18 protein-coding genes and 2 tRNA genes are annotated in these 19,093 nt (G+C 71.1%); 2 read left to right on the forward strand and 18 right to left on the reverse strand.

What is annotated here, in order from left to right:
• Window positions 1-38 precede the first annotated feature (38 nt).
• From ndk to K4G59_RS05260, 4 genes are read right to left on the reverse strand one after another with little or no spacing between them, the layout of a single operon-like run.
• Complete coding sequence (ndk, locus tag K4G59_RS05245) at window positions 39-467, reverse strand: nucleoside-diphosphate kinase (RefSeq protein ID WP_231249822.1); 429 nt, start codon at window positions 465-467, stop codon at window positions 39-41.
• Between the two features lie 38 nt (window positions 468-505).
• On the reverse strand, window positions 506-910 hold the full coding sequence (locus tag K4G59_RS05250) for a DUF4233 domain-containing protein (RefSeq protein ID WP_231249824.1): 405 nt from the start codon (window positions 908-910) through the stop codon (window positions 506-508).
• A complete protein-coding gene (gene folC, locus K4G59_RS05255) occupies window positions 907-2,292 on the reverse strand; it encodes a bifunctional tetrahydrofolate synthase/dihydrofolate synthase (RefSeq protein WP_231249826.1) in 1,386 nt (461 codons plus the stop codon). The genes K4G59_RS05250 and folC overlap by 4 nt, the downstream gene beginning before the upstream one ends.
• A gap of 34 nt (window positions 2,293-2,326) precedes the next feature.
• The gene (locus K4G59_RS05260) at window positions 2,327-3,232 is read right to left on the reverse strand and encodes a GNAT family N-acetyltransferase (protein WP_231249827.1); all 906 of its coding nucleotides are present in this window, start codon (window positions 3,230-3,232) and stop codon (window positions 2,327-2,329) included.
• A gap of 93 nt (window positions 3,233-3,325) precedes the next feature.
• Between K4G59_RS05260 and valS the strand changes: the two genes are divergently transcribed.
• Window positions 3,326-5,944 carry a valine--tRNA ligase gene (gene valS / locus K4G59_RS05265; RefSeq protein ID WP_231249829.1) on the forward strand — a complete coding sequence of 873 codons (2,619 nt, stop codon included), beginning with the start codon at window positions 3,326-3,328 and terminating at the stop codon, window positions 5,942-5,944.
• A 99-nt stretch (window positions 5,945-6,043) separates the two neighbouring features.
• On the opposite strand, the gene K4G59_RS05270 is transcribed toward valS, so the two are convergent.
• The 5 genes from K4G59_RS05270 to K4G59_RS05290 form a co-directional block, all read right to left on the reverse strand.
• Complete coding sequence (locus K4G59_RS05270) at window positions 6,044-6,751, reverse strand: hypothetical protein (protein ID WP_231249830.1); 708 nt, start codon at window positions 6,749-6,751, stop codon at window positions 6,044-6,046.
• Between the two features lie 128 nt (window positions 6,752-6,879).
• A complete protein-coding gene (gene clpX, locus K4G59_RS05275) occupies window positions 6,880-8,160 on the reverse strand; it encodes an ATP-dependent Clp protease ATP-binding subunit ClpX (protein WP_231249832.1) in 1,281 nt (426 codons plus the stop codon).
• Between the two features lie 146 nt (window positions 8,161-8,306).
• Window positions 8,307-8,915: an ATP-dependent Clp protease proteolytic subunit gene (locus tag K4G59_RS05280; RefSeq protein ID WP_207082143.1), complete on the reverse strand. Its 609-nt coding sequence runs from the start codon at window positions 8,913-8,915 to the stop codon at window positions 8,307-8,309.
• Between the two features lies 1 nt (window position 8,916).
• Window positions 8,917-9,522, reverse strand: a complete 606-nt coding sequence (locus K4G59_RS05285) for an ATP-dependent Clp protease proteolytic subunit (RefSeq protein ID WP_207085578.1) — start codon at window positions 9,520-9,522, stop codon at window positions 8,917-8,919.
• Between the two features lie 46 nt (window positions 9,523-9,568).
• Window positions 9,569-10,060: a MarR family winged helix-turn-helix transcriptional regulator gene (locus tag K4G59_RS05290; protein ID WP_231249833.1), complete on the reverse strand. Its 492-nt coding sequence runs from the start codon at window positions 10,058-10,060 to the stop codon at window positions 9,569-9,571.
• Window positions 10,061-10,084: 24 nt separating this feature from the next.
• Between K4G59_RS05290 and K4G59_RS05295 the strand changes: the two genes are divergently transcribed.
• Window positions 10,085-11,290: a phosphotransferase gene (locus K4G59_RS05295; RefSeq protein WP_231249835.1), complete on the forward strand. Its 1,206-nt coding sequence runs from the start codon at window positions 10,085-10,087 to the stop codon at window positions 11,288-11,290.
• A gap of 64 nt (window positions 11,291-11,354) precedes the next feature.
• Here the strand turns inward: K4G59_RS05295 and tig are convergent, their stop codons facing one another.
• The 9 genes from tig to metG all read right to left on the reverse strand — a co-directional run bounded on the left by tig (window position 11,355) and on the right by metG (window position 19,020).
• Complete coding sequence (tig, locus tag K4G59_RS05300; protein ID WP_231249837.1) at window positions 11,355-12,788, reverse strand: trigger factor; 1,434 nt, start codon at window positions 12,786-12,788, stop codon at window positions 11,355-11,357.
• Window positions 12,789-12,925: 137 nt separating this feature from the next.
• Window positions 12,926-12,998: transfer RNA gene (locus tag K4G59_RS05305), tRNA-Pro, on the reverse strand.
• Between the two features lie 46 nt (window positions 12,999-13,044).
• A tRNA-Gly gene (locus K4G59_RS05310) sits at window positions 13,045-13,118 on the reverse strand.
• Window positions 13,119-13,214: 96 nt separating this feature from the next.
• On the reverse strand, window positions 13,215-14,303 hold the full coding sequence (locus K4G59_RS05315; RefSeq protein ID WP_231249838.1) for a PP2C family protein-serine/threonine phosphatase: 1,089 nt from the start codon (window positions 14,301-14,303) through the stop codon (window positions 13,215-13,217).
• Entirely contained in the window at window positions 14,300-15,190 is an 891-nt protein-coding gene (locus K4G59_RS05320; protein ID WP_231249840.1) for an Fpg/Nei family DNA glycosylase, read from the reverse strand. The genes K4G59_RS05315 and K4G59_RS05320 overlap by 4 nt, the downstream gene beginning before the upstream one ends.
• Window positions 15,183-15,719: a ribose-5-phosphate isomerase gene (locus K4G59_RS05325; RefSeq protein WP_231249842.1), complete on the reverse strand. Its 537-nt coding sequence runs from the start codon at window positions 15,717-15,719 to the stop codon at window positions 15,183-15,185. The genes K4G59_RS05320 and K4G59_RS05325 overlap by 8 nt, the downstream gene beginning before the upstream one ends.
• 13 nt (window positions 15,720-15,732) lie before the next feature.
• A complete protein-coding gene (locus K4G59_RS05330) occupies window positions 15,733-16,635 on the reverse strand; it encodes an alpha/beta hydrolase (protein WP_231249843.1) in 903 nt (300 codons plus the stop codon).
• Window positions 16,635-17,204, reverse strand: coding sequence for an LURP-one-related family protein (locus K4G59_RS05335; RefSeq protein ID WP_231249844.1), 570 nt, complete (start codon window positions 17,202-17,204; stop codon window positions 16,635-16,637). The genes K4G59_RS05330 and K4G59_RS05335 overlap by 1 nt, the downstream gene beginning before the upstream one ends.
• A 10-nt stretch (window positions 17,205-17,214) precedes the next feature.
• On the reverse strand, window positions 17,215-19,020 hold the full coding sequence (gene metG, locus K4G59_RS05340; protein ID WP_231249846.1) for a methionine--tRNA ligase: 1,806 nt from the start codon (window positions 19,018-19,020) through the stop codon (window positions 17,215-17,217).
• Between the last annotated feature and the right edge of the window lie 73 nt (window positions 19,021-19,093).

The following is a 19,093-nucleotide window of genomic DNA, read 5'->3' on the forward strand; positions in this document are numbered from 1 at the left end:
TCCGGTAGGACACGCGCGTCACACGAGTCCCATCAGACTCAGGTCAGGTCGGAGAACCAGATCCCGATCTCGCGCGCCGCCGACTCCGGGGAGTCCGAGCCGTGCACGAGGTTCTGCTGGACCGCCGCGCCCCAGTCGCGGCCGAGGTCGCCGCGGATGGTGCCGGGGGCGGCCACGGTCGGGTCGGTGGCGCCTGCGAGGGAGCGGAAGCCCTCGACGCAGCGCTCACCCTCGATGACGACGGCGAGGACCGGGCCGGAGAGCATGAACTCCACCAGCGGGGCGTAGAACGGCTTGCCCTCGTGCTCGGCGTAGTGCTCGGCGAGGATCTCGGGGGTCGCGGTGCGGAGCTCGACGGCCGCGAGCGTGTAGCCCTTGGCCTCGATCCGGCGGAGGACCTCGCCCGAGAGGCCGCGGCGTACGCCGTCGGGCTTGACGAGGACGAGGGAGCGCTGGACGTCGGTCATGGGCCGCAGCCTAGCGAGGCCCCGCCGGCGGGTGGGGGCTAGCCCTGCTCGGCGCGGTACGCCGCCCACGCCGCGGCGCGCTCACGCTCGATCTTGCGGCCCAGGCCGTCGGCGGTGGCCCAGAGCACGGCGAAGACGAGGCCGAGGCCGAACATCACCGGCACCACGAAGCCCAGCGCGATCGCGCCGACCTGGACGGCGTAGCCGACGAGGTAGGCCCACTCGGCGCGCAGCATGCCGGCCAGCAGCAGGCACACGACGGCGAGACCGAGGCCGATGGTGATCGCGGTGCCGGCGGCGACGCCGGCGATGGTGATCATCACGGGCGTGGTCAGCCCGAGGGTGATCGCCTCGAGGCTGAGGACGGCCGCGCACATGCCGCGCCGCGGCGAGCGCTGCGTGTTGGCCGGGTCCGGTGCGGTGCCGGGTGCGGTGTCGCTCATCGTCGTCCCTTCAGCAGGCTGCGCGCCTCCCCGACCGTGACCACCGACCCGGTGACGAGAACGGCGCCCGAGCCGATCGAGACGTCGATCGCCTCCCCCGCCTCCGCGAGGGTGGCGCCGCGCTCGATGGCGTCGGACAGGTCGGGAACGACGCTGACCCGGTCCTCGCCGAAGACCTCGACCGCGGCGCGGCCCAGCGCGGCGGCCGACATCGAGCGCGGCGTCGAGTTCTGCGTGCAGACCAGGTAGGCGAGGTGGGGCTCCAGCACGTTGAGCAGGCCCTCGTGGTCCTTGTCCTCCATCACGCCCATCACGCCGACCAGCGGGCTGAAGGCGAACGAGTCCTCCAGGGCAGCGGCGAGGGCCTCGGCGCCGTGCGGGTTGTGGGCGGCGTCGAGGACGACGGTGGGGCTGCGCCGGATGATCTCGAGGCGGCCCGGGGAGGTCACCTCGGCGAACGCGGCGCGGACCAGGTCCTCGTCGAGCTCGCCGGTGCCGGCGAAGGCCTCGACCGCGGCCAGGGCCACGGCGGCGTTCTGCGCCTGGTGGGCGCCGTAGAGCGGCAGGAACACGTCGTCGTACGCTCCCCTCAGCCCTTGCAGCGACACCATCTGGCCGCCGACGGCGGGAGTGCGGGACAGGACGCCGAACTCGACGCCCTCGCGGGCCACGGTCGCGCCGACCTCGGCCGCGCGCTCGAGGAGGACGGCTGCGACCTCAGGGGTCTGCTCGGCGAGCACGGCGACCGACCCGGGCTTGATGATGCCGGCCTTCTCGCGCGCGATGGCGACGGGCTCGTCGCCGAGGTACTTGGCGTGGTCGACCGCGACCGGGAGCACGACGGCCACGTCGGCATCGACGACGTTGGTCGCGTCCCAGCTGCCGCCCATCCCGACCTCGACCACGGCGACGTCGACGGGCGCGTCGGCGAAGGCGGCGAAGGCCATCGCCACGATGGTCTCGAAGAAGCTGAGCGGGTGGTCCTGGTCGGCGTCGACGAGGTGGGTGTAGGGGGCGACCTCGTTGAAGGCCCGCACGAACGCCTCGTCGTCGAGGGGTTCGCCGTCGATGCTGATCCGCTCGCTCATCCGCTCCAGGTGCGGAGAGGTGAACCGTCCGGTGCGCAGGTCGAGGGCCCGCAGGAGTGTCTCGATCATCCGGCTGGTGCTGGTCTTGCCATTGGTGCCGGTGAGGTGCACCGCCCGGAAGGACCGCTGCGGCTCGCCGAGGAGCTCGGTGAAGGCCTGGATGCGGTCCAGGCTGGGCTCGAGGCGGGTCTCGGGCCAGCGCGACAGCAGGGCGTCCTCGACCTCGTCGAAGGTCTGGGCGAGGCGCGGGGCGTCGTCGGGGGCTGCGTGGGGCGGGGCGTGGGGGTCAGTCATCTCGCCCCGAGTCTAGGGCCGCGCGCCCGAGGGCTCAGATCCGCACGACGTGCTCGGCCATGTCGACCACCGGGGCGTAGCCGAGGTTGCTGTAGATCTTGTTGGACGTCGGGTTGGCCAGGTCGGTGAACAGGCACATCCGGTGCCCGGCCTCGAGGCCCCGCCGGGTGAGCTCGCCGACGACGTACGACGCGATGCCGTGCCCTCGGTGCTCGCTGGGCGTGAAGACCGGGCCGATCCGCGAGACGCCGTACGCCGGCAGCCCCGCGCCGCTGAGGTGGGCGAGCGTCCCGTCCGGGAGCTCCCACAGCCACTCGATGCCCTCGCGGATCCGGACCAGGACGCTGTCGAGCGTGTTGTGCTCCCCCGAGTCGGGGTCGGGCTCGCGACCAGCCTGCTCGTCGGCCTCGGCGTGGAACGCCTCGAACCACGACAGCACCAGCTCCGCGTCGTCCTCGGTGGCCCGCCGCAGCCGGCCTGCCGGCGCGGCCGGCACCTCGACCGAGGTGGCCTCCCACAGCCGCATCGCCTTGTCGGTGACCAGCTCTCCCCCGGTCAGCCGGGCCGTCTCCCGCGCCAGCGTCGCGGCACCGGGCAGGGCGCCGTTGGCCCCGCCGAGGAGCTCCCCGCGCTCGTGCAGCGCCGCGGCCAGCGCACGGGCGGCCTCCTCGTGCATCGGCATCGCGAAGGTCGGGTGGGGACGGAAGGGCGCGGTCCGCATGGCGGCGGAGACCACCGTCCCTGCGTCGTCGCGCACGACGAGCCACCAGCGGGCGAAGGGGGCGTCCACCCCGGCCCAGGAGTCGTGTCCCTCGGCCAGCTCGCGGGCCGTCCGCTCGCTCACGCTGGCGATCACGCTGCCGAGCACCGGGTCCTGGGCGAGCAGCCCGCCGGCCGCGTCGAGGAAGGGTCGGGGGTCGTCGAAGAACTCCAGCTCCATGGCGGCGACGCTAGCGACCGGACCGGTCGGGGTGCCAACCCATTCCGGAGTGGTCGTTTTCGCAGGCCGGAGGCCCGTCAATAGACTTCCGGCATGACTGAGAACCCCACCCAGACCCCGGACGCGACCACGAGCACCGACCAGCGTGCCGTCGTCGTACCCGAGCGTCCGGCGCTGGAGGGCCTGGAGGACAAGTGGTCCCGGGCGTGGGCCGACAACGACACCTACGCCTTCGACCGCACCCAGCCGCGGGAGAACGTCTACTCGATCGACACCCCGCCCCCGACCGTCAGCGGCTCGCTGCACGTGGGCCACGTCTACTCCTACAGCCACACCGACCTCATCGCGCGCTACCAGCGCATGCAGGGCAAGGCCGTCTTCTACCCGATCGGCTGGGACGACAACGGCCTGCCGACCGAGCGCCGCGTGCAGAACTACTTCGGCGTGCGCTGCGACCCCGCCCTGCCCTACGACGCCGACTTCACCCCGCCGGAGAAGCCGGACGCGAAGAAGCAGGTGCCGATCAGCCGGCCCAACTTCATCGAGCTGTGCGAGCAGCTCGTCGTCGAGGACGAGAAGGCCTTCGAGGCGCTGTGGCGCCAGCTCGGCCTCTCGGTCCAGTGGAACCCGACCTACACGACGATCGGCGACCACTCGCGCACGGTCAGCCAGCGCGCCTTCCTGCGCAACTACGCGCGCGGCGAGGCCTACCTCTCCGAGGCGCCGACCCTGTGGGACGTCACCTTCCAGACCGCGGTGGCCCAGGCCGAGCTCGAGGCGCGTGACTACCCGGGCGCCTACCACCGCGTGGCGTTCCACAAGCCGGACGGCAGCCCGATCCACATCGAGACCACCCGCCCCGAGCTGATCCCGAGCGTCGTGGCGCTGATCGCGCACCCCGACGACGAGCGCTACCAGGACGTCTTCGGCACCACGGTCACCTCGCCCGTCTTCGGCGTCGAGATCCCGGTGCTGGCCCACCACGCTGCCGAGCCCGACAAGGGCGCCGGCATCGCGATGTGCTGCACCTTCGGTGACCTCACCGACGTCATGTGGTGGCGCGAGCTGAGCCTCCCGGTCCGCACCGTGGTCGGGCGCGACGGGCGGCTGCTGCGCGAGACCCCCGAGTGGCTGGCCTCCACCGCGGCCTCGACGGCGTACGCCGAGATGGCGGGCAAGACGACGTTCAGCGCCCGCGAGGCGATGGTCGGCCTGCTCCGCGGGTCCGGCGACCTCGACGGCGAGCCCAAGGCGACCCAGCGCATGGCGAACTTCTACGAGAAGGGCGACAAGCCGCTCGAGATCGTCGCCACCCGCCAGTGGTACATCAAGAACGGCGGACGGGACGCGGCGCTGCGCAAGGAGATGCTGGTGCGCGGGGAGGAGATCACCTGGATCCCCACGCACATGAAGCACCGCTACGACAACTGGGTCGGCGGCCTCAACGGCGACTGGCTGGTCTCGCGCCAGCGCTTCTTCGGCATCCCCTTCCCGGTCTGGTACCCCCTCGACGCCGACGGCGAGCCCGACCACGACCACCCGCTGATGCCCTCGGAGGACCAGCTCCCGGTCGACCCGTCCACGCAGGCGCCCGAGGGCTACACCGAGGACCAGCGCGGCAAGCCCGGCGGCTTCGTCGGCGACCCCGACGTGATGGACACGTGGGCGACCTCGTCCCTCACCCCCCAGATCGCGGGCATGTGGGGCGTCGACGACGACCTGTTCTCGCGCGTCTTCCCCTACGACCTGGCCACCCAGGCCCACGACATCATCCGCACCTGGCTGTTCTCCCGGGTCGTCCGCTCCGACTTCGAGCACCAGGTGGTGCCGTGGTCGCACGCGATGATCTCCGGCTTCATCGTCGACCCCGACCGCAAGAAGATGTCGAAGTCGAAGGGCAACGTCGTGGTCCCGACCGACATCCTCGACAAGTACGGCGCCGACGCGGTGCGCTGGCGTGCGGCGATCGGTCGCCCCGGCATGGACTCGCCGTTCGACGAGTCGCAGATGAAGATCGGGCGCCGCCTGGCGATGAAGGTGCTCAACGCCTCCAAGTTCGTCCTGGGCAACGTCGGCGCCACCGGGATCGTCCCGAGCGCCGTCAGCGCGCCCGTCGACTGTGCGCTGCTCGGGGGCCTCGAGGTCGTCGTGCGCCGCGCCACCGAGGCCTTCGACGCCTACGACTACACCACCGCGCTCGAGGTCACCGAGAAGTTCTTCTGGGAGTTCTGTGACGACTACCTCGAGCTGGTCAAGGAGCGCGCCTACGACACCGACGGCGGGGTTGCGACCGAGTCGGCCAGGGCCACGCTCGCCATCGCCCTGCACACCCAGCTGCGACTGCTGGCGCCCTTCCTGCCGTACGCCACCGAGGAGGTCTGGTCGTGGTGGCAGGACGGGTCCATCCACCACGCCGCCTGGCCCACCGCGGCCGACCTCGGCTCGGCAGCCGCGGCGCAGCCTCTGGTGCTCGACGCCGTGGCCAGCGCGCTGACCGGCATCCGTGGCGCGAAGTCGCAGGCCAAGGCCAAGATGCGTGCTCCGCTGTCGCGGGTCGAGATCACCGGCCCGGCGTCGCTGGTCGAGGCGGCCCAGGAGGCGCAGGACGACCTGCGTGCCGTCGGCACCATCGTCGGCGAGCTCGTCTTCGTCACCGACGACTCCGCCACCGAGCTCAGGGTCACCGCCGAGCTCGCCCCTACGGAGGAGTGACCGCGGCCTGACCCTCACGAGCGGTGCCTGAGCCACCTCCCCAGCCCTCGGGACGGGGCTGGAGCACCGCTGGTGGACGTGTCGAGGACCAGGCGCCGCTCAGCGGCGCGAGCGAGCACCCTTGGCTGCGTCGCGCTGATCCTTGCGGTCCGCCTTCGCGGTCTCACGCTGTGCCTTGCGGTCCGCCTTCGCGGCCTCACGCTCGGCCTTGCGGTCCGCCTTCGCGGCCTCACGCTCGGCCTTGCGCTCCGCCTTCGCGGCCTCACGCTCAGCCTTGCGCTCCGCCTTCGCGGCCTCACGCTCAGCCTTGCGCTCCGCCTTCGCGGCCTCACGCTCAGCCTTGCGCTCCGCCTTCGCGGCCTCACGCTCAGCCTTGCGCTCCGCCTTCGCCGCGTCACGCTGAGCCTTGCGCTCCGCCTTCGCCGCGTCACCCCCAGCCGTGCGCTGCGCCTTGTCCGGCGCGGTCGTCGACGACCGGCTGGCGAGCACGGAGACCGCGGCAGGAACAGCCTCCGGCGCCTTCAGGGCGGCGGACGCGGGAGCCGGCGCAGGAGCGGGCGCGGAAGCCGGCACCGGCGCACCGACCGGCTGGGCGCTCAGCTCGGCCGGCAGGCTCACCGGAGCGGGCTCCGCCGTCGCTGGCGAGGACTCGACCGGCGGCTCGGCAACCGCAGCGGCGATGGGCCTGGCGGGCTGGAACAGGTCCTCGAGCGCCCAACCCCGACCGATGGACAGGGTCATCAGGACGGCGCAGAGCACCGCCACGAGAGCGAACCCCACGAGCGGCCGCTTCTGGTCAACCCCCACCGGGTCCCCTTCCCACATGCTGACGAGACGTCAGTGTGGTCGGATCATGACGCGTGATCACAGCCGATAACCCTGAATAGTCCGAAATGACCAGATCAGACCAGTCATCGCGGACTACGGGGACGAGGTCAGGCCGACTTCTTCTTGCGGCCCTCGGCCTCGCGGAGCACCAGCGTCGGGGCCACGTCGTCCTCGACGGTCTCGCGGGTGACGATGACCTTGGCGACGTCACCGCGCGACGGCACGTCGTACATCACGTAGAGGAGGACCTCCTCGATGATCGCGCGCAAGCCGCGGGCACCGGTGCCGCGCTCGAGGGCGGCATCGGCGATCGAGTCGATCGCCTCGTCGGTGAACTCGAGCTCGACGCCGTCGAGGTCGAAGAGCTTCTGGTACTGCTTGACCAGGGCGTTGCGCGGCTCCGTGAGGATCTGCACGAGCGCCTCGCGGTCGAGCTTGCTCACGCTCGCGATGAGCGGCAGGCGACCGATGAACTCGGGGATCAGGCCGAACTTCGTGAGGTCCTCGGGACGGACCTGGGCGAGCAGGTCGTCACCTTCACGCTCGGCCGCTCCGCGCACCTCGGCGGTGAAGCCGAGCGACTTCTTGCCCACGCGCTGCTCGATGATCTGCTCGAGCCCGGCGAAGGCGCCACCCACGATGAAGAGGATGTTGGTGGTGTCGATCTGGATGAACTCCTGGTGCGGGTGCTTGCGGCCGCCCTGCGGGGGCACCGACGCGGTCGTGCCCTCCAGCATCTTGAGCAGCGCCTGCTGGACGCCCTCTCCGGAGACGTCGCGCGTGATCGAGGGATTCTCCGCCTTGCGGGCCACCTTGTCGATCTCGTCGATGTAGATGATGCCGGTCTCGGCCTTCTTGACGTCGTAGTCGGCAGCCTGGATGAGCTTGAGGAGGATGTTCTCCACGTCCTCGCCCACGTAGCCGGCCTCGGTCAGCGCCGTGGCGTCGGCGATCGCGAAGGGGACGTTGAGCATCCGGGCGAGGGTCTGGGCGAGGTAGGTCTTGCCGCAGCCCGTGGGGCCGATGACGAGGATGTTGGACTTCGCCACCTCGACGACGTCCTCACGCGCCTTGCCCGTCACCGGCTGGATGCCGGCCTGGACGCGCTTGTAGTGGTTGTAGACCGCGACGGCGAGCGACTTCTTGGCGTGCTCCTGGCCGATGACGTAGGAGTTGAGGAACTCGAAGATCTCCTTGGGCTTGGGCAGCTCCTCGAGGCTGACCTCCGAACCCTCGGCGAGCTCCTCCTCGATGATCTCGTTGCAGAGCTCGATGCACTCGTCGCAGATGTAGACGTTGGGTCCAGCGATGAGCTTCTTGACCTGCTTCTGGCTCTTGCCACAGAAGTTGCACTTCAGCAGGTCGCCGCCGTCACCGATACGTGCCACGAGTCGTGTCCTCCAGTCTCGCCGGGTGGGGGTTCCCGGCGTTCAACGCCTTGCACTGCTGCCTTGTCGCAAGCCCCACGACGGTACCCCGAGCCGGCCCCCGGCGGGGGCCGGACACGGGATGTCGGCGAGCCTCTTTGTGCACCTCAGGTGAGGGCGGGAGCACCCTTGCGGGACTCGATGACGGCGTCGATGAGGCCGTACTCGACGGCCTGCGCAGCCGTGAGGATCTTGTCGCGCTCGATGTCGGAGCTGACCTGCTCGATGCTCTTGCCGCTGGAGTCGGCGATCATCTGCTCGAGCAGCTCGCGCATGCGGAGGATCTCGTTGGCCTGGATCTCGATGTCCGAGGTCTGGCCGAACGTGCCCTCGGTGTAGGGCTGGTGGATCAGGATGCGGCTGTTGGGCAGGGCCATCCGCTTGCCCTTCGCCCCGGCACCGAGGAGGATCGCGGCCGCCGAGGCCGCCTGCCCCAGGCACACGGTCTGCACGTCGGGCTTGATGAAGCGCATCGTGTCGTAGATCGCGGTCAGCGCGGTGAACGAGCCACCGGGGCTGTTGATGTAGATGCTGATGTCGGTGTCGGGGTTCATCGTCTCCAGGCACATGAGCTGGGCGATGACCGCGTTGGCCACGTCGTCGCTGATCGGCGTGCCGAGGTAGATGATGCGCTCTTCGAAGAGCTTGGCGTAGGGGTCGATGCGACGGAAGCCGTAGGACGTCCGCTCTTCCCACTGCGGGATGTAGTAGTTCATGTCAGTCCTTCGTCCTGGCCGGGCGGCCCTCGTCTGCGGCTTCGCGGGCATTGGTGACCACCTTGTCGACCAGGCCGTACTCGACGGCCTGCTCGGCGGTGAACCAGCGGTCGCGGTCGGCGTCGGCGACGACCTGCTCGACGCTCTGGCCGGTGTGGTCGGCGATGAGGTCGAGCAGCACCTTCTTGATGTGCAGGGACTGCTGCGCCTGGATCTTGATGTCCGAGGCGGAGCCACCCATGCCCGAGGAGGGCTGATGCATCATGATGCGCGCGTGGGGCAGGGCGTAGCGCTTGCCCTTGGTGCCGGCGCAGAGCAGGAACTGGCCCATCGAGGCCGCCAGGCCCATGCCGACGGTCGCCACGTCGTTGGGGATGTAGTTCATCGTGTCGTAGATCGCCATGCCGGCGTCGACGGAGCCGCCGGGGCTGTTGATGTGGAGGAAGATGTCGGCCTCCGGGTCCTCGGCGGAGAGCAGCAGGAGCTGCGCGCAGATCGCGTTGGCGTTCTGGTCGCGCACCTCCGAGCCGAGGAAGACGATGCGCTCACGGAGGAGGCGCTGGTAGATGTGGTCGTCGAGGCCATACATCCCACCGGCGCCGTTCATCTCGGGCGAGAGGGCTGGGCTGGAGTTCTGGTTCACGCTGGCGACATTAGCCGGAAGGTCGGACACTTCCACGCGCTGACCCGCTCTGTTCGCCCACAGCGGATTCTCCCGCCCCGCCGAGCGCGACCTCGGCGAGGACCTCGCGGAAGACGCGGTAGCGCTCCGGGCCCACCTGGTCGGCCCACGCCTCGTCGCACGCGCGCAGGACCTCGGCCGAGCGCGCGAGCGCCGCTCGGCCACGGTCAGTGATGCGTACGCGTCTGGCGCGTGCGTCGTGGGCGGCGACCGCCACCTCCACCATGCCGAGCGCGTCGAGCTGGCGCACGAACTGCCCGCACCCCTGCGTGGACATCTCCGCGCACTCGGCGAGCTCGGTGATGGTGAGACCTTCGGGGGGCAGCCACTCCAGGACCCGCAGCTGGGAGGGCCGCAGCTCCGGCGCCTCCGCGGCGAGCCGCTCGCGAACCCGGGCGAAGACCATCCCCATCATCATCGGCAGGTGCGGCTCCGCGGCGGGGAGCCTCTTGACCTCAGACATGAAAGCAACTTACCTTTCAATGTCATGAAAGCCACTTTCGCACCCGTCCCCGGCGAAGGGCGGCGCGTAGCGCTGGGGGTCGATGACGTGGGCGATGCCGAGCTGGCGGCGATGGTCGCGGACCTGTGGGGGACCGACGGGGTCCACCTCGTGGAGTCGGGCGCCGAGCCGGTGGCGTACGACGTGCCCTCCATCCTCACCGGGGCCCGGTCCTGGGTGCGCGGTCGCGCCGACGCGGGCGACGGCCCGCGGGAGTTCACGTTCTTCGTCAAGCGCGTTCACCACTGGCGGCACTCCCCCGCCTTCGCCTCCGTGCCCCCCGAGATCGCCGAGTGGGCGGCAGCGTCGGTGCCGTGGCGTGCCGAGCCACTGGTCTACACCTCCGACCTCGCGGATCGCCTCCCTGTCGGCCTGTCGATGCCGCGGGCGCTCCGGGTCGAGGAGCGCGACGACCAGACGGCCGTGCTGTGGCTCGAGGCCGTGGCGGCCGATCCCGTGGAGTGGAGCGCGGCGGACAGCGCCCGCGCCGCCCGGTTGCTGGGTCGCCTCGCGGCCAGCGCGCGCGTGGCTCCGCTCGCCGCCATCGACCCCCAGCCGTGGCACGTCCGGGGCTTTGTCGCGGGACGGCTTGCCCACACGGTCCTGCCAGGGCTCGCGGACGAGGCGACCTGGCGTCACCCCGCCGTGCGGGAGCACTTCGGCGACCTGCGCCTCGACCTCGAGGCAGTCGTGGCCGACCTCGACCGGCTGGCGGACGAGTTCGCCGCGGCCCGTCACCTCACCGCGCACGGAGACGCCTGTCCGAACAACCTCCTGCGCCGCGAGGGCGACCAGGGCTTCACCCTCATCGACTTCGGGTTCTGGCGACCCCAGCCGGTCGGCTTCGACCTCTCCCAGCTCCTGGTCGGCGACATCCAGGTGGGGCGCCAGGACGCCGACGACCTGCCCGAGCGCGCGGCCGCCTGCGTCGAGGCGTACGCCGCCGGGCTCGCCGACGAGGGGCTCGTGGTCCCGCTCGAGGAGGTGCGGCGCGGCCACGCGGTGAGCCTGATGCTCTTCAACGGGCTGCCGAGCCTCCCGCTGGAGATGCTGCAGGAGGAGGCGGACCTTGCCGGACAGGGCGGGGTCGACGACGACTTCCGGGCCCGGCTCGACCACCGGGCCCGCCAGCGCGCCGGCATCGCCCGCTACGCCCTCGACGTGCTGGCCCGGACCGATCCGGCGCCCTGAGCAGGAACGACGAACGGCGCCCACCCGAGGGTGGGCGCCGTTCGTGCGGCGGTACGGGGCCGGATCAGGCCTGGTCGTCCTCGGGGGCCGCCTCGTCGGCGCTCTCCTCGGTGGTCTCCGCGGCGGACTCGTCCGCAGCCTCCTCGGCGGCCTCCTCGGCGACGGGCTCACCGATGGTGCCGTCGGGGCGGAGGTTCTTCAGCTCGACCACGTTGCCCGAGGCGTCCTTGACGGTCGCGGCCTCGACGATCGTGGCGAGGGCCTTGCCACGCAGGATCTCCTGCACGAGCTCGGGGATGTGGTTGTGCTCGAACATGTGGTTGGCGAACTCCTGCGGGTCCTGCCCGGACTGCTGGGCGCGACGCACGAGGTGCTCGGAGAGCTCGGCCTGGTCGATGCCGAACTCCTCCTTCTTGGCGATCTTGTCGAGGATGAACTGCGCGGCGACGGCGTCACGCACCCGGCGCTCGAGGTCGGCCTCGAACTCCTCGGCGGTCTGGCCCTCGTCCTCAAGGTACTTCTCCATGGTGATGCCGGCCATGGCGAGCTGCTGCTCGACGTTGGCGCGACGGGCGTTGAGCTCGTCGGTGACCATGACCTCGGGCAGCGGGACCTCGACCTTCTCCAGCAGGGCCTCGAGGACCGCGTCACGGGCGGCGGCTGCCTGCTCGAGGCGCTTGCCGCGGCCGAGGCGCTCACGCACGTCGACGGTCAGCTCCTCGGCGGTGTCGAACTCGGAGGCGAGCTGGGCGAACTCGTCGTCGTACTCGGGGAGCTGCTGCTCCTGCACGGCAGAGACCTTGACGGTCACCTGCACGGGCTCGCCGACCAGGTCGCCGCCGACGAGCTCGGAGTCGAAGGTGGCCTCCTCGCCCGCGCTGAGGCCGACCAGGGCCTCGTCGAGGCCGTCGATCATGCCGCCGCGGCCGACCTTGTAGGACATGCCGGTGACCTCGCCGCCCTCGACGGACTCGCCGTCCTTGGCCGCGACCAGGTCGATGGTGACGAAGTCGCCGTCGACGGCGGCACGCTCGACCGGGACGAGGGTGCCGAAGCGCTCACGCAGCGCCTCGACCTGCTCGTCGACGTCGGCGTCGCTGATCTCGACGTCCTCGACGCTGGCCTCGAGGCCCTCGTAGGAGGGCAGCTCGAAGTCGGGCTTCACGTCGACCTCGGCGGTGAACTCGAGGGACTCGTTGTCCTCGAACTTCGTCACCTCGATCTCGGGCTGCGCCAGCGGCTCGAGGTCGTGCTCCTGGAGCGCGGCCATGTACTGCTGGGGGACGACGGCGTTGATCGCCTCGTCGAGGACCGGGCCGCGGCCGATCTGGCGGTCGATGACCGCCGGCGGCACCTTGCCCCGGCGGAAGCCCGGGACGTTGATCTGCTTCGCGATCTTCTGGTACGCCGCGTCGAGGCTCGGCTTGAGCTCCTCGAAGGGCACCTCGACGGTCAGCTTGGCCCGGGTCGGGCTCAAGTTCTCGACGGCGCTCTTCACAAATGTCTCCTGATGCTGATCGGCTGAGGGGGGCGTGCGGCAGCGCCTGGGCTGACACCCGGCGACCGCAAACCATGCGAGTCTACCGAGGGCGTCGGCGCAGGCCGAATCACGCCGTGCGCTGCGGTGGTGGAGGGTCGGGGCGACAGGACTCGAACCTGCGGTCTCCTGCTCCCAAAGCAGGCGCGCTAGCCACTACGCTACGCCCCGCCAAACCGACCCCGGGCCGCCTGGTGGGCGGCTCCGGGAGCCTGCTTGGAGCGGATGACGGGAATCGAACCCGCGTAGCCAGTTTGGAAGACTGGGGCTCTACCATTGAGCTACATCCGCGCGTCGCCACGGCGTCGTGGACGCCGGTGCGGGAGTCATGGTGCCACACCCCCGGCCCGCTCTCCCAGCCAGTGCCGCTGCGGCGCGGATGCGTCGTCAGCGGCGGTGCACGAGCAGCAGCGCGCGGTCGTCGTTGCGTGAGCCGAGGGACTCCACGAGGCGCTTCGCGCCCCCCTCGAACTCGCCGCGCAGCAGCCGCTCGGCCTGTCCGAGCATCCGGTCGATGCCGAGCGCGATGTCGCGGTTGCGGGTCTCGACCATGCCGTCGGTGTAGAGCAGGAGCGCGTCGCCGTGGCGCATCTGGCCCGACACCGCTGCGAAGTCCGCGCCGTCGATCAGGCCGAGGACGGGTCCCTCGGACTCGATGACCTCCCAGCGACCCGAGCCGGCGTGGCGTACGGCGGCGGGCGGGTGCCCGGCGCTGCGGATGTCGTAGCGGCCGGTCGTGAGGTCCAGCGAGAGGTGGATCGCGGTCGCGAAGCCCTCGTCCCAGTCCTGGCCCAGCAGGAAGGTGTTGGCGGCCGGGAGGAACTCGCTCGGCGGCAGCGCGCTCAGGAGCCCGCCGATGGCTCCCGACAGGAGCAGCGCGCGGGTGCCGGCGCCCTGGCCCTTGCCGGAGACGTCGACGACGGCCACCTCGAGGCGCTCGCCGACCCGCGAGGCGACGACGAAGTCCCCCGCGAAGGGGGTGCCGCCGGCGGAGCGCAGCTCGGCAGCGGCGTACCACCCGGTCGGGAGGTCGGGGATTCCGCCCTGGCGCAGGATGCGGTCACGCAGGTCGACGAACATCTGCTCACCCTGGAGGCCGGCCACCCCGAGCCGCGAACGGCGGAAGGAGGACATCATGACCACGAGCCCGAGGAAGAAGATGATGACCACGGTGGTGACGATCCGGGGGGTGGGCGGGGGCTGCCGCAGCACCGTCAGGGCGAGCACGAAGAGGACGAACACGACGAACCACGGCAGCTGGCGCGGGCCGAGCACCAGGCTGGACAGCACGAGCGGGACCAGCAGGCTGACCAGCGGGACGTAGTCGGGGAAGAGCCCGATCGCGAGGCCGAGCGCCGCCGCTGCGACGACCAGCACCACGAGGATGCGCGACCCGCGCGGCACCAGCCGGTTGACCAGTCCCTCGGTCCGCTGCCGCAGGTCCGGCCCGGGGAGGTGCTCGCGCGCAGAACTCACGGTCGAGCTCCTTGCGACGTGGTGGTGTCCTTGATCGCAGACTGTACGGCTCGCGAGCGGAAGGTGGGCTGACATCGAGGACACCAGAACGAGTTGCGTCCGGCGAGCTCGGCCGTGCGGACGGCCGACCCGCAGACCAGGCACGGCATCGAGGCGCGGCGGTAGACGTAGACCTCCCCACCATGGTCGTCGCGTCGGGGAGCGCGGCCCATCGCCTCGGGGGTGTGCTCGGGGCGGACCGTGTCGATGCGGCCGGTGCGGACTCCCTCGGCCATCAGCTCCACCAGGTCCGCCCACATGGCGCGCCACTGCCCGACCCGCAGCGTGCTGCCAGGACGCAGGGGGTGGATGCGGTGGCGGAAGAGCACCTCGGCGCGGTAGACGTTGCCCACGCCGGCGAGGACCTTCTGGTCCATCAGCAGGTCGCCGATCGCGCGCGGGCTGCGCGAGATCCGGCGCCAGGCCAGGTCGGGGTCGGCGTCGGGTCGCAGGGGGTCGGGGCCGAGACGACCGAGGACCTCCGCGCGCCGCTCCGGGCCGATCAGGTCGCACACGATCGCGCCGCGGAGGTCGGCGTACGACAGCGCCCCGGGCTCCCCTGCCACGAGGCGCAGCCGCACCTGCCCGACCGGGTCCGGCACCTCCTCGACCCCCGTGTGCACCGCGAAGGTGCCGATGAGGCCGAGGTGGACGTGGACGAAGCGCTCGCCCTCGAGCTCGACGAAGAGGTGCTTGCCGGCCGAGTCGGCGCCCAGCAGGCGGGCGCCGTCGAGCTGCTCGGCGTCCGCGGTGAAGCGGCCCTGCGGCGAGCTCACGCGGACCGTACGCCCGGCGAAGGCTGCGGCGAGGTCGTCTGCCAGCTTGCGGAGGGTGTGCCCCTCAGGCATCCGCGGACTCGGACGGGGAATCCGTCCCATCCGGGCCGCGCAGCGCCGACGCGGGCAGCGGCGGCAGCTCGCGGGTCTCGTCGTAGACCGACAGCTGGCCGATGCGGCGCACGTGGCGCTCGTCGCCGGGGAACGGGGTCGCGAGGAAGACCTCCACGAAGCGGGTCATGTCCTCCAGCGAGTGCATCCGGCCGCCCACCGAGACGACGTTGGCGTCGTTGTGCTCACGGGCGAGGACGGCCGTCTCCTCCGACCACACGAGGGCGCAGCGCACGCCGGTCACCTTGTTGGCGGCGATCTGCTCGCCGTTGCCGGAGCCGCCGATGACCACGCCGAGGCTCATCCTTCCCTCGGCCCGGTCGGCGACCACGCCCTCGCCCGCGCGCAGGCAGAAGACGGGGTAGTCGTCGAGGGCGTCGTAGACGAACGGTCCGTGGTCGACGACCTCGTGGTCGTGGTCGAGCAACCACGCGGTGAGGTGGTCCTTCAGCTCGAGGCCGGCATGGTCGGAGCCCAGGTGAACGCGCATGGGCGACATCATCTCAAGGCCCCCCGGACCCGACGCGCTCGAGGTGCTGGTCGAGCCAGCCCGCGACCTGCCGCACCAGCGGCTCGGAGGCGGTGAAGTGCGCGTGCCGCCAGAAGCCGTGGGTCTGGCCCAGGCAGCGGATGCCGACGGTCTCCACCCCCGCCTCGGCGCAGCGCCGCGCCAGCTCCTCGCCCTCGTCGCGCAGCGGGTCGTGCTCGGCGGTCGCGACGAAGGTCGGCGGCAGCGTGTGGAGGCGGTCGGAGAGCAGCGGGGCCAGGTCCGGGTCGTCGTAGTCGGCCTCGGTGCGGGCGTACTGCTCCCAGTACCAGCGCGCCTCGGAGGGGTCGAAGCCCGACCCCGGTCCCTCGCTCCACGACGGGAAGCTGTCGTGCGGGTCGAGGAAGGGGTAGACGAGCGCCACGGCACGGAAGAAGCCCGGGTTGCGCAGGGCCGCGACCAGCGCGAGGTTGGCGCCGGCGGAGTCGCCGTGGACGGCGTACGGCCCGGCCAGGTCGGGGTCGGTCCCCTCGCGGCGCAGCCAGCCGATCACGGTGTCGAGGTCGTCGGGCGCGGCGGGGAACGGGTCCTCGGGCGGGCGGCGGTAGTCCACGCTCAGCACCGGACGGCGCAGCCGGTTGGCGAAGCGCCGGCAGATCCCGTCGTGGACGTCGATGTCGTTGAGCACGAAGCCACCACCGTGGGCGTGCACCACGAGGCCCGGGAGGGCGTCGGCCGGCGTGAACAAACGGCAGCGTACGCCGTCCGCGTCGAGGTCCTCGACCGCGGCGACGTCCTCCCGCGGCAGGCGGAGGTCGGCCTGCCGGGCCTCCTCGCGGTGCGCGATGAGGTCGAAGCCGGGCGCACCGAGCACGGGGCCGGCGTCGGCCTCCACCGCGGCCCGCACCTCGGGGTACATCAGCGCGACATGAGCGCGTCGAGCGCCACCGCGACCGCGGCGGCGACCCGGAAGTCGACGCGCAGGTCCGGGACGGTGACGCGGTAGCGGTCGCCGATCGACATCGTGCGCTCGACCGAGAAGAGCGGGGCGCCCTGGGCGTCGACGAAGTCGAAGTGGATCGGGATGAAGTCGAGCTCGGTGAACCGGCGCAGCAGCCCGGCCACCTGGTTGCGCTCCCGACCGGTGCCGCTGTAGCCCGGCCCCTCGATGTGGAAGGTCGAGCGCAGCAGCGAGGCGCCGAAGTCCTTCTTGAAGAAGCCGATCTGCGCGCCGGACTCGTCGGTGATGTCGTAGCCGGCGTTGAGGTCGAGCTTCTTGCGTGCCTTGAAGCCGAACACCGCCCGGGACTTGCCGGCGTCGGCGAAGAAGGTCACCTGCTCCTTGAAGGCCATCCGCTTCTGCTCCGCCAGCGCCATCAGGCGCGTGGGGTTGCCGGCCTCGTCGGACTCGGAGACCTCGTAGCGGTTGATCATCACGGTCAGCTTCTGCTTGACCACGAAGTGCGGGAGGTACATCTCGGCTGGCATGGGCGCCAGCCTAGCCAGCGGCGACCCGGGCCAGCTCCTCGTCGACCACCGACGGGTCGAGCTTGGTGAAGACCGGGGTCGGCTTGTCCACCTTCGCGCCCACCACGACCGGGTGCGACTCCCAGCGCGGGGTGCTGGAGTAGTCGCCGGTGATGACGGGGTACGACGTCAGCCCGGCGCCGTTGTCGGGGTCGAGCTCGTCGACCTGCTCGATGCGCGGCATCGGCACGAAGTCGCCCTCGCCGCCGAGCACCCGGTGCACCTTGTTGGCGGCGTGGGGCAGGAAGGGCGCGAGCAGGGTGTTGCAGTCGCTCACGCACTGGACCGCGACGTGGAGCACGGTCGCGAGGCGGTCGCGCTGGGACTCGTCCTTCATCTTGTAGGGCTCGGTGACGGTGAGGTACTTGTTCACCTCGCCGACGATGCGCATCGCCTCGGCGGTCGCGGCCCGCAGCCGGTGGTGGCCGAGGAGGCTGCCGACGCTCTCGAACCCGCTCCCCACGGCTGCGAGCACCGCCTCGTCGACCGGCTCGAGCTCACCGCGAGGCGGGATCTCGCCGAAGCTCTTGGCGACCATCGTGGCCGTCCGGTTGACCAGGTTTCCCCACCCGGCGACGAGCTCGGAGTTGTTGCGGGTCACGAAGTCGGCCCACGTGAAGGCGGCGTCGGAGGTCTCCGGACCGGCGGCGCAGATGAAGTAGCGCAGCGCGTCGGGGCCGTAGCGGGCGAGGAAGTCGCCGACGTAGAGCACGTGGCCGCGCGAGGTGGAGAACTGCTGGTCGCCCATCGTGAGGTACTCCGACGAGACCACCTCGGTGGGAAGGTTGAGCTGCCCGTAGGACCCCGGCGCGCCGCCGCGCGAGCCGTGGCCGTTGTAGGCCAGCAGCTCGGCCGGCCAGATCTGGGAGTGGAAGACGATGTTGTCCTTGCCCATGAAGTAGAAGGACAGGGCGTCGGGGTCGTTCCACCAGGCGCGCCACGCATCCGCGTCGCCGGAGCGGCGGGCCCACTCGATCGACGCGGACAGGTAGCCGATGACCGCGTCGAACCAGACGTAGAGCCGCTTGGTCGGCTGGTCCTCCCACCCCGGCACCGGGATGCCCCAGTCGATGTCGCGCGTCATCGCGCGCGGCCGGATCTCCTTGAGGATGTTCTGGCTGAACTTGATGACGTTCGGTCGCCACGTGCCGCTCGACTCCCGCTCGTCGAGCCACTCCCCCAGCGCGTCGGCGAGAGCGGGCAGGTCGAGCAGGAAGTGCTGGGTGTCGACGAACTGCGGCGTCTCGCCGTTGATCTTCGACCGCGGGTCGATCAGGTCGGTGGCGTCGAGCTGGTTGCCGCAGTTGTCGCACTGGTCGCCACGGGCGTCCTTGAAGCCGCAGATCGGGCACGTGCCCTCGATGTAGCGGTCGGGCAGCGTGCGTCCCGTCGACGGGCTGATCGCCGCCTGCGTGGTCTGCTCGACCATGTATCCGTTGGCCAGCACGGTGCGGAACATCTCCTGCACCACGCCGTAGTGGTTGCCGGTCGTGGTGCGGGTGAAGAGGTCGTAGGACAGGCCGAGATCGGCGAGGTCGTCGACGATCACCGCGTTGTTCTTGTCGGCGAGGTCCTTCGCGCTCACGCCCTGCTGGTCGGCGGTGACGAGGATCGGAGTGCCGTGCTCGTCGGTGCCGGAGACCATCAGCACGTCGTGACCCGCCATCCGCATGTAGCGACTGAACACGTCGGAGGGCACGCCGAAACCGGCCACGTGGCCGATGTGGCGCGGGCCGTTGGCGTACGGCCAGGCGACGGCGGACAGGACACGAGTCATGGGCGCCAGCCTAGTGAGGCACGCGAGCCGGTTCCGCGGCGGTACGACAACGGCTCCGCGCAGCGCCTAGGGT

It is taken from the genome of Nocardioides furvisabuli, assembly GCF_021083185.1.
GTDB classification, from domain to species: domain Bacteria; phylum Actinomycetota; class Actinomycetes; order Propionibacteriales; family Nocardioidaceae; genus Nocardioides; species Nocardioides furvisabuli.